Annotated in this window: 8 protein-coding genes and 1 pseudogene; 6 read left to right on the forward strand and 3 right to left on the reverse strand. The window is 68.5% G+C overall.

The genetic code is table 11. The annotated features are described in order from the left end of the window. The coding region (locus J5837_RS09255; RefSeq protein WP_210536471.1) for a hypothetical protein at positions 1–461 on the forward strand (461 nt) is incomplete at its 5' end. Between the two features lie 183 nt (positions 462–644). On the opposite strand, the gene J5837_RS09260 is transcribed toward J5837_RS09255, so the two are convergent. The 3 genes from J5837_RS09260 to gshB form a co-directional block, all read right to left on the reverse strand. Continuing rightward, a complete protein-coding gene (locus tag J5837_RS09260) occupies positions 645–2,546 on the reverse strand; it encodes a CocE/NonD family hydrolase (RefSeq protein WP_244755853.1) in 1,902 nt (633 codons plus the stop codon). A gap of 83 nt (positions 2,547–2,629) precedes the next feature. Further along, positions 2,630–3,505 carry an energy transducer TonB gene (locus J5837_RS09265; protein WP_210536472.1) on the reverse strand — a complete coding sequence of 292 codons (876 nt, stop codon included), beginning with the start codon at positions 3,503–3,505 and terminating at the stop codon, positions 2,630–2,632. Between the two features lies 1 nt (position 3,506). Further along, positions 3,507–4,454, reverse strand: a complete 948-nt coding sequence (gene gshB / locus J5837_RS09270; RefSeq protein WP_210536473.1) for a glutathione synthase — start codon at positions 4,452–4,454, stop codon at positions 3,507–3,509. Between the two features lie 171 nt (positions 4,455–4,625). On the opposite strand from gshB, the gene pilG reads away from it, so the two are divergent. From pilG to J5837_RS16630, 5 genes and pseudogenes are all read left to right on the forward strand, one after another. Then, on the forward strand, positions 4,626–5,024 hold the full coding sequence (gene pilG / locus J5837_RS09275) for a twitching motility response regulator PilG (RefSeq protein WP_210536474.1): 399 nt from the start codon (positions 4,626–4,628) through the stop codon (positions 5,022–5,024). 8 nt (positions 5,025–5,032) lie between these two features. Next, a complete protein-coding gene (locus tag J5837_RS09280) occupies positions 5,033–5,401 on the forward strand; it encodes a response regulator (RefSeq protein WP_210536475.1) in 369 nt (122 codons plus the stop codon). Beyond that, a complete protein-coding gene (locus tag J5837_RS09285) occupies positions 5,401–5,934 on the forward strand; it encodes a chemotaxis protein CheW (protein WP_210536476.1) in 534 nt (177 codons plus the stop codon). The genes J5837_RS09280 and J5837_RS09285 overlap by 1 nt, the downstream gene beginning before the upstream one ends. A 29-nt stretch (positions 5,935–5,963) precedes the next feature. After that, a complete protein-coding gene (locus tag J5837_RS09290; protein ID WP_210536477.1) occupies positions 5,964–8,000 on the forward strand; it encodes a methyl-accepting chemotaxis protein in 2,037 nt (678 codons plus the stop codon). A gap of 52 nt (positions 8,001–8,052) precedes the next feature. Next, positions 8,053–9,822, forward strand: a pseudogene (locus J5837_RS16630) (Hpt domain-containing protein); the annotation flags it as partial. Between the last annotated feature and the right edge of the window lie 281 nt (positions 9,823–10,103).

Genomic DNA, 10,103 nt, shown 5'->3' on the forward strand with positions numbered 1-10,103 from the left:
TTTGGCGTTGGGACCGGAGCAAGTTCATGCGTATATTGAAGGCCGCATTGATCTACTTCCTGATTGTCTTTGGCGCCGGCTTCGCTCTCGCCTTTGTCCGACTGCCCTTCCTGGTGCCACATTTCGGCGTTCGCATCGCCGAGCTGCTTGAAATGCCGGTCATGCTGGCCGTCATTGTTTGGGCGTCCCAGCGTCTGGTACGCCGCAACCCTGGACTTGGCCGCCTTGCCCGTCTGCTCTCAGGCCTGCTTGCGCTCTCGCTGCTCGTAGGCGCGGAGCTTCTGGTGGCCTATTCCCTTGAGGCTCGTTCCCCGGGCGAGTACATCGCATCCCGGGATCCGGTTTCGGGCGGTGTTTACCTGCTGTCGCTTGTATTCTTCGCCTTGGCACCTGCCTTGTGGAACGGCCGGTCGCGGCACAACAATTCATTCAAGTCGAATCCGCTTCGCGGCTCGGCTTAGTTCAGGCGGTAGCTGCTGCTGGTGCATCACCCAGCCCCGGTAGGCGAGGCCGACGGGGCTGCGCCTGACAGTTCGTTGATGCCGACGCCGCTTCGCGCTCTAACTTGATCTGGGCATTACGTGCGCGAGCGGCGCCTGCTCATGGCCGGTGACCGGAACAGCCCGCCAACCGGGCCGGGCGACTCAGTTCGCCGCCACCGGCAACACCACCGAGCTCGGCGTGTCCCCGCCGTAATACACGCTCTGCGTCGCCTTGACGTAGTCCGTCGGTTTCGCGTCGAAGATGTTCGGCACGAAGGTTTGCGGGTTGCGGTCGTACAGCGGGAACAGCGACGACTGCACCTGCACCATGATGCGGTGGCCCGGCAGGATCGTGTGGTCGACGTTCGGCAGGCCGAAGCGATAGCGCTCCACCTTGCCCGGCACCAGCGCGGCGGGCTTGTCGAAACCGTGCGCATAGCGGCCGCGGAAGATCTCGATGCCGACCGGCAACTCGAAGCCCGACATCTCAGGCGTATAGCCGTTGTCGTCCGGATACACATCGATCAGCTTTACCACCCAATCGCTGTCGGTGCCGCTGGTGGCTGCGTACAGATCGACCTGCGGCGCGCCCATGATGTGCACGGGCTTGTCCACCGGCTCGCTGAGGTAGACCAGGGTGTCCGGGCGATCGGTGACGAAGCGCTGGTCGTGCACCAGCCAGGTCGTCCACACGGCGCGGTCGCCCATATGCACCGGGCGCGGCACGAACGGCACCGGCTTGGACGGATCGGAAACGTATTCGTCATGGCCGCCCGAAGCTGGCGCGGCGAAACCGAGCGATCCATTCGCCTTGAGATAAAGCGGCGTCGGCTTGCCCGCCGGCCACTGCTGCGACGCATCCCACTTGTTGACGCCGGTCTGGTAGGTGACCACCGGAGCGATGCGCGGATCGGGCGCGCCCTTCAGGTAATGGTCGAGGAACGGCTTCATGTAGCGCGTGCGGAATTCCAGCGCGGTGTCGCCGGGGAATTTCAGCGCGCCGAGGCTGTCGCCCTGGTAGTTCACCCCCGAGTGCCGCCACGGCCCGATGACCAGGTGCAGCCGGTCCTTCGCGTTGGGCTTGTCCTTCAGCGCCTGGTACACCGCCGGTGCGCCATAGCTGTCTTCCTGGTCCCATTGGCCGACCACCAGCATCGTCGGCACCGTCAGCGGACGCGCGCCCAGCCACCTGTCCACGGCCTGCTCCGACCAGAACGGCGTGTAGGCCGGGTTCTGCGCGAGCTTCTGGTAGAACGGGAACTTGTCCACGCCCCACTGCCGCGCGTAGTCGCCGACCGAACCGGCGCGCAGGAATTTCAGGTAATCGTCGCTGCCGCCGGATGGCACGCTGCCGCCGCTGCCGGCATCGGTGGTCTGCCCGGTGATGTAGTCGAGGTTGGTCACGCGGAACGCGCCGTTGTGCAGCCAGTCGTCGCCGAGCCAGCCGTCGACCATCGGGCTTTGCGGCACCGCGGCCTTCAGCGCCGGATGCGGGTCGATCGTCGCCATCAGCGAGGTGAAGCCGAGATAGCTGGAACCGGTGATGCCGACCTTGCCGTTGCTTTCCGGGACGTGCTTCACCAGCCAGTCGATGGTGTCGTAGGCGTCGGTCGATTCATCGATGCCGGTGTCATTGAGCGGGCCGCGGATCGGCCGGTTCATCACGTACGCGCCTTCGCTGCCGTCGCGGCCGCGGATGTCCTGGTAGACGCGGATGTAGCCGTCGTTGACGAACTCGGCGTCCATCAGCGGCAGGATGTCGATGATGCGCGTGCTGGGGATGCGCAGGGTCGCCTTGGCAGCGTTGTACGGGGTGCGGCTGAGCAGGATCGGACCGTTCTTCGTGCCTTTCCTGAACACGATGACGGTGTAGAGCTTGGTGCCGTCGCGCATCGGGACCATCTCCACGCGGCGCACGTAGTCGTTCGCCTGTTCGACCTTCTTGTAGGCCGGATACATGTCCGGCGTCATCGGGGTCAGCGGCGTGTCCTGGGCGACGGCGGAAATCGCGCCGGCGAGGGCGACGCAGAGCAGGGCGGGGACGAACGAACGGGCGCGTGGCATGGCATCGCCTCTGCAAGAAGGGATGCCCCTATCTTCCGCGCGCAGCGCGGGCCGATGCAAGTTGCGGGTCCCGTTCGAAAGGATTACTGGTCGACGACTTCGCCGCCCGGCAGGAATTGCCAGGTGCGGGTGATGTGCAGGATGTCGATGTTCTCGTCGGTCTTCGGCAGCGGCGGGAACGGCGCGGCCAGCCTGACGATGCGCAGTGCGGTGGAATCGAGCAGCGGGATGCCACTGGACTGGATGATCCGGGTCTGTTCCACCGAACCGTTGCGGCGCACGGCGACGCTGATCACCAGCTGCCCGGCCAGGCGCTTGCGTCGCGCTTCGTCGGGATAGTTGAGGTTGCCCACGCGCTCGGCGCGCGCGACCCATTCGCGCAGGTATTCGGCGTACACGTATTCGCGCGTGCTGGCGGAGACGAACTTGCGCTTCGGCCGCTTGGCGTACAGCTCCGAACGCAGGTGGTACTCCGCCGCGAGCCGGGTCATTTCCGCGTCGTGCCGCTCCTTGCGCGGATCGACCTGCGGCGGTGTCGGCTCGGTGGGCGGGCGCGTCTCGGCGGGCGGCACGCTGGCGTCCGCCTCGCGGGTGCTGACGATGCGGGTTTGCGGCGGAGGCGTGGCGGCGGGAACGGCCACCTGCGGCGGCAGTGGCGCGGTGCCGGACGGATCGGGCGACAGCTTGCCGGGTCGGTCGTCGCGCGGGCGCTTGGCGAAGTCGCTGTCGCCGCCGCCCTGCTGGTTGGCCGCGGCGAGGAAGTCGGCCTGCTTCGGGGTCAGCGGCGTCGGCGTCTGCGCCAGCACCACGTCCAGGGTCGGCAGCACCGGCGCGGCGTCGGCCAAGGTGTAGCCGACGCCCAGCACCAGCAGCCCGTGCACGATCAGCGACAGCGCCAGGGTGGCGCCGAGGCGAGCGCTTTCGCCCGGCCGGGCCGATGCGGGCGCGACGGCCGCCACTTCAGGCCGCGAGCTTGCGTTCGATCGCGTCGAACAGCAGGCCGGCGATGTTCAGGCCGAACTGCGCATCGAGTTCGCGCACGCAGGTCGGGCTGGTGACGTTGACTTCGGTCAGGTAGTCGCCGATCACGTCGAGGCCGACGAACAGCATGCCGCGGCGTTTCATCTCGGGCCCGACCTGGGCGGCGATCCAGCGGTCGCGTTCGCTCAGCGGGCGGCCCTCGCCGCGGCCGCCGGCGGCCAGGTTGCCGCGGAATTCGTCGCCCTGCGGGATCCGCGCCAGCGCGTAGTCGACCGGTTCGCCATCGACCAGCAGCACGCGCTTGTCGCCGTCCTTGATCCCGGGGATGAAGCGCTGGGCCAGGGTCAGGTGGCCCGGCCCGACCAGGGTCTCGAGGATCACGTTGGTGTTCGGGTCGCCGGCCTTGACCCGGAAGATCGAGCGCCCGCCCATGCCGTCGAGCGGTTTCAGCACCGCCTCGCCGTGTTCGTGGACGAAGACCTTCAGCGCGGCGGGGTCGCGGCTGACCAGGGTCGGGGGGCAGCATTGCGGGAACAGCAGCGCGGCCAGCTTCTCGTTGAAGTCGCGCAGGCCCTGCGGGTCGTTGACCACCAGCGCACCAGCCTGCTGGGCGATGCCGAGGACATGGGTGTCGTACAGGTATTCGCCGTCGACCGGTGGATCCTTGCGCATCAGCACGACCTGGCCGGGGCCGAAGCGCCATTCGGCGAACTCGCCCAGCGTGTACCAGCCGGCCTTGTCCTCCTTCACCGTCAGGGGGGCCGCCGTGGCCACCGCCTCGCCGCCGCGCAGGGCCAGCCCGCCGGGGCGGACGTAGTACAGGCGGTGGCCGCGGCGCTGGGCTTCCAGCAGCATGGCGAAGGTGGTGTCCTTGGCGATCTTGATCGCGGCGATGGGGTCCATCACCACGAGGACGTCGAATGGCATGCGTGCGTGTTCCGCGTGTTTTTGTGCCCGCAGATGTTAGCAGGGCGGTAATGCGACGCAGGTCGCATCGCCGCGTTCAGTTTGCGCCGGAACTTGACAGGGTTCTCACAGACTGGGATATAGGAAGCTTCGCACCGCGGGAGTCTGCCGCCGCGTGCAGGGGAAAAACTTATGAATAACGAGAACCCGGCCGGCGTGTTCGGCGGCCTGAGGGTCATGGTCATCGACGATTCCAAGACCATCCGCCGCACCGCGGAGACGTTGCTGCGCCGCGAAGGCTGCGAGGTGGTCACCGCCACCGACGGTTTCGAGGCGTTGGCCAAGATCGCCGACCAGCATCCGCAAATCATTTTCGTCGACATCATGATGCCGCGCCTGGACGGCTACCAGACCTGTGCGCTGATCAAGGGCAATTCCGAGTTCAAGGACGTGCCGGTCATCATGCTGTCATCCAAGGATGGCCTGTTCGACAAGGCCCGCGGCCGCATCGTCGGCTCGCAGCAATACCTGACCAAGCCGTTCACCCGCGAGGAGCTGCTCGGCGCCATCCGCAACCACGTCAACGCCTGAAGAAGAACATGGCGCGCATCCTCCTGATCGAAGACTCACCCACCGACCGCGCGGTGTTCGCGCAGTTGCTGCAACGGCATGGCCACGAAGCCCTGATGGCGAGCAACGCCGAGGACGGGCTGGACATGGCCCGCGAATACCACCCCGACCTGGTGCTGCTGGACGTGGTCCTGCCCGGCATGAGCGGTTTCCAGGCGCTGCGCGCGATGCGCCGCGACCCGGAGACCAGCGGCATTCCGGTGGTCATCGTCAGCACCAAGGGCATGGACACCGACCGCAACTGGGGCCTGCGCCAGGGCGCGGCGGACTACTTCGTCAAGCCGCCGCAGGAAGACGCGCTGATCGCGCGGATCAACGAGCTGGTGGGAGCCGGCTGATGCGCGGGCCGTTCGACATCCTGGCGGAATACGAACGGCGCAGCCTGGGCCACGCGGTGGCGGCGCCGACGCAGGCCGCCGCGACGGACAACATCTGGCGCGGCGTGGCCTACCGGATCGGCACGCGCCGGCTGGTGTCGCGTTTCGCCGACGTGGTCGAGATCGTGCCGGTGCCGGCGGTGACCCCGGTGCCCGGCGCGCAGGCCTGGCTGCTGGGCGTGGGCAACCTGCGCGGCAACCTGCTGCCGGTGGTGGACCTGAAGCTGTTCCTCGAAGGCGAGCGCAGCGTGCTGCACGAAGGCCAGCGCGTGCTGGTGGTGCGCCAGTCCGGCGGCGACGTGGCCGTGCTGATCGACGAACTGTACGGGCAGCGCAGCTTCGACGAACACAACGAAGCCCCGATCGAAGGATCCGACCAGGGGCGCTACGCGCATTTCATCGACAACGCCTATCGCACCGGCGAGCAGATCTGGGGCGTGTTCGACCTGGACCGCCTGACCCGCACCCCTGAATTCCGTCAGGCCGCCGCCTGACCCGACCACGAAATACGGAACCGCAGCGCATGAGTACCGCTTCCAACACCGGCTTCCTCGACAGGCTGCGCAATGCCGGCACCGCCTTCTGGCTGGTGCTGCTGGGCTTGTCGGTGGTGCTGTTCGCCGCCAACACCGGTGTGGCCACCTGGCAGGGCAGCCGCCTGGCGGGCGCCAGCGCCGGCGCTTCGGACTTGCGCGTGCTGTCGCAGCAGTTGGCGGTGCAGGCGGACACGGCCGCCGGCGGCGACGCCGCGGCGTTCGAGGCATTCAAGCGTTCCAAGGCGGAAATCGAGAGCAATATCTCCAGCCTGCAGAGCCGCTACGGCAACGAAGTGGGCGTGTCCGACCCGATCAAGCAACTGGTCGCGACCTGGACGCCGCTGGGCAAGAACGCCGAACAGCTGGTCGCCGGCGAACCCGCGCTGCGCGCGCTGGCCAGCCAGGCCGATGCGTTCAACGCGCGCGTGCCGCAGCTGCAGGCGCGCCTGGACGAACTGGTGCGCGCGATGTCGACCAGCGGTTCGCCTTCGTCGCAGGTCTACATCGCGTTGCGCGAAGTGGTGCTGTCCGCCTCGATGGCGCGGCGCCTGTCGGACATCCGCGCCGGCGGCAGCAACACCGCGCTGGCCGGCGACGCGCTGCGCCGCGATGCGGCGCTGTTCGGCCAGGTCCTCGAAGGCCTGCGCAACGGCAACGCCGAACTGGGCGTCGCCGCGTTGCGCAACGGCCCGGCGCTGGCCGCGCTCGACCAGGCCGAAGTCGAATGGAAGGCCATGAGCGGCAACCTGCTCGCGATCCAGGGCAGTGCGCGCAACCTGTTCGCCGCGCAGGCGGCGGCGCGTGGCCTGGCCGCGGGCGCGGACAAGCTGCAGGACGACAGCAAGCGCGTGTTCGATGCACTGTCGTCGTTCGGTTCGGTGCGCGACACCCGCTGGTTCCCCAATTTCTGGATTTCGGTGGTCTCCGGCACCGTGCTGCTGCTGTCGATCGGCGGCCTGCTGTGGAGCCTGTACCGCAGCCGTCAGCGCGAGCAGGACACGCGCTACCAGGCGCAGGTGGAGTTCAACAGCCGCAACCAGCAGGCGATTCAGCGCCTGCTCGACGAAATCGTGACCCTCGGCGAAGGCGACCTGACCGTCAACGCCAGCGTCACCGAGGACGTCACCGGTGCCATCGCCGACGCCATCAACGCCACCATCGACGAACTGCGCCGCCTGGTGGCCACGATCAACGACACCTCGGTGAAGGTGTCCGCCTCGTCGCAGGAAACCCAGGCCACCGCGCTGCAGCTGGCCGAGGCCGCGCAGCACCAGGCTTCGGAAATCGATTCGGCTTCCAACCGCATCCGCGAAATCGCCGGCAGCATCGACCAGGTGTCGCGCAACTCCACCGAATCGGCCGACGTGGCCCAGCGTTCGGTGCAGATCGCCGCGCAGGGCGCCAGCGTGGTGCGCAAGACCATCCAGGGCATGGATTCGATCCGCGACCAGATCCAGGAAACCTCGAAGCGGATCAAGCGGCTGGGCGAGTCGTCGCAGGAAATCGGCTCGATCGTGGAACTGATCAACGACATTTCCGAGCAGACCAACATCCTCGCGCTGAACGCGGCGATGCAGGCGGCTTCGGCGGGCGAGGCCGGTCGCGGTTTCGCGGTCGTCGCCGACGAAGTGCAGCGCCTCGCCGAACGCACCTCCGGCGCGACCCATCGCATCGAGGCGCTGGTGCAGGCCATTCAGTCCGACACCAACGCCGCGGTCGGCTCGATGGAGCAGACCACCGCCGAAGTGGTGTCCGGTGCGCGCCTGGCCGAGGACGCCGGCACCGCGCTGGGCGAAATCGAACGCGTGTCGCAGGACCTCAACGCCTTGATCCGCAACATCTCCGGCGCGGCCCAGCAGCAGTCGGCCGCCGCGGGCGACATCACCCGGACGATGGGCGTCATCCAGCAGATCACCGCGCAGACCTCGCAGGGCGCGGGCCACACCGCCGAGTCGATCGGCCGCCTGGCCCAGCTCGCCGCCGACCTGCGCCGCTCGGTCGCCGACTTCAAGCTGCCGCAGTGAGACGACGCCGAATGCGCCCTTCCCACGACACGGCAGCCCAGCGGAGCGCGGCATGAGCGTCCTCCGCGAAGCCATCAGCCACGCCACCCTCGGCTGGGTGAAACCCGAGCTGGACGAGATCCTGCGCCAGTCGCGGATCGCGCTGGAACAGCACGCCGAACAGCCCGACGACGCCGGCAGCCTCGACGCCTGCGTCGACCTGCTGCACCAGGCCCACGGCACCCTGCGCATGCTGGAACTGGCGGCGCCGGCGATGGTCGCCGAGGAAATGGAGCGCCTGGCCCAGGCCCTGCGCGACGGCCAGGTCGAACACGCCGCCGAAGCCAGCACCACGCTGATGCGCGGCACCGTGTTGCTGCCCGACTACCTGGAGCGCCTGCAGAGCGGCCACCGCGACATTCCGATCGTGCTGCTGCCGCTGCTCAACGACCTGCGCGCCGCGCGCGGCGCGGCCGGGCTGGGCGAACATGCGCTGCTCGGCAGCGACGCGGGCGAGCACAGCGAAGCCGAGCTCGACCACGCCCGCGGCAGCCTCAGCGGGCGCAACCGCGCGTTGCTGGACAGCGTCGGCAGCGCGGTCAAGGAAGAGCTGTTGCAGGTCAAGGACGAGATGGACCTGTACCTGCGCGGCGCGCGCCAGCAGCCGGAACAGCTGCAGCCGCAGGTGGAGACGCTCAGCGGCGTCGCCGACACCCTGCAACTGCTCGGCCTGCAGGCCGCGCGCGACGGCGTGCTGGCCCAGCGCGACGCGCTGGCGCAAATCGCCGCCGGCGAACGCCCGGCCAACGAGGATACCTTGCTCGACATCGCCGGCGCGCTGCTGCGCGTCGACGCCGCGGTCGACGAACAGGCCAACCGACTCGGCGCGGTCGGCGACGAGGACGATGCCGAACTGGCGCGGCGCAACGAATCGCGCGCGCTGCTCGGCGTGCTGGCCAACGAGGCCCTGCTCAACCTGGCCGAGGCGCGGCGCCTGTTCGTCGCCTTCATCGAGACCGGCTGGGACCATGCGCAACTGGAACAGTTGCCGCGGCTGTTGCGCGAAGTCGGCGGCGCCCTGCGCATGCTGGAGCTGTCCGAAGCCAGCAACTGCCTCGGCGCTTTGCGCGCCTACATCCGCGACGAGCTGCTGCGGCACCGGCGCGTACCCGGCCCCCGCCAGCTCGATCACCTGGCCGACGCGCTCAGCAGCCTCGAGTACTACCTGGAAGCGGTGCACGACCAGCGTCCGCATCGCGACCACATCCTCGACATCGCCCGTTCCAGCCTCGAAGCGCTGGGCGCGTGGCCGCCTCCGGCCGACGCCTTCGCGGACGAGGAAGAAGAACCGCAGGTCGCCGTGCCGGCATTGGTCGTTGAGGAAACGCACGAGGATGCGACGGAATCGGAACCCGCCGTCGTCGAGGACGCACCGGCGGCGCAGGAATCCGCGGTCGAACCGGTCGAAGCGCCGGTCGAGGTTCCCATCGAGGCCCCGATCGCAGCCGAGGAAAGCGCTGTCGCGGCCGCGCCGCAGGACACCGGCTTCCAGGCGCGTGGCGAGGACATCGACGACGAAATCCGCGAAGTGTTCATCGAGGAGTTCGGCGAGGAAATCGCCAACCTCGACACCTTGCTGCCCGCCTGGCGCGCGGCGCCGGAAGAACTCGAACAACTGCGGCCGATCCGCCGCGTGTTCCATACCCTGAAGGGCAGCGGCCGCCTGGTCGGCGCCACCGTCCTCGGCGAATTCAGCTGGAAGATCGAAAACGCGCTGAACCGCGTGCTCGACGGCAGCCGCCCGCCCAGCGCGGCGGTGATCGAGCTGGTCGCCACGGCGCACCGCGCGCTGCCGCAATTGCGCGATGCGTTGCGCGGGCAGGGCACGGTGCAGACCGACCTGGCCGGCATCGAAGCGGTGGCCGATCGCGTCGCCGCCGGCGAGGAAGCTTTCCATCGCGGCGCGACCAGCATCGAGGTCGTGCCGGCGCCGGCACCCGTGGTCGAGGAGGCGCCGCAAGGCACCCCGGCTTCGGTCGACGCCGTGCTGCTGGAAATCCTCGACTCGGAAATCAGCAATCACCTGGCCACGGTCGAACGCTGGCTGGGCGACGTGCTCGGCAA

The organism is Pseudoxanthomonas helianthi, assembly GCF_017939625.1.
Lineage (GTDB): Bacteria > Pseudomonadota > Gammaproteobacteria > Xanthomonadales > Xanthomonadaceae > Pseudoxanthomonas_A > Pseudoxanthomonas_A helianthi.

Excerpts from the sequence above, each read along its gene's own strand:
- J5837_RS09280 (WP_210536475.1), top strand. The coding sequence starts at position 5,033 with ATGGCGCGCATCCTCCTGATCGAAGACTCACCCACCGACCGCGCGGTG.
- pilG (WP_210536474.1), top strand. The coding sequence starts at position 4,626 with ATGAATAACGAGAACCCGGCCGGCGTGTTCGGCGGCCTGAGGGTCATG.
- J5837_RS09260 (WP_244755853.1), bottom strand. The coding sequence starts at position 2,546 with ATGCCACGCGCCCGTTCGTTCGTCCCCGCCCTGCTCTGCGTCGCCCTC.
- J5837_RS09285 (WP_210536476.1), top strand. The coding sequence starts at position 5,401 with ATGCGCGGGCCGTTCGACATCCTGGCGGAATACGAACGGCGCAGCCTG.
- J5837_RS09290 (WP_210536477.1), top strand. The coding sequence starts at position 5,964 with ATGAGTACCGCTTCCAACACCGGCTTCCTCGACAGGCTGCGCAATGCC.
- gshB (WP_210536473.1), bottom strand. The coding sequence starts at position 4,454 with ATGCCATTCGACGTCCTCGTGGTGATGGACCCCATCGCCGCGATCAAG.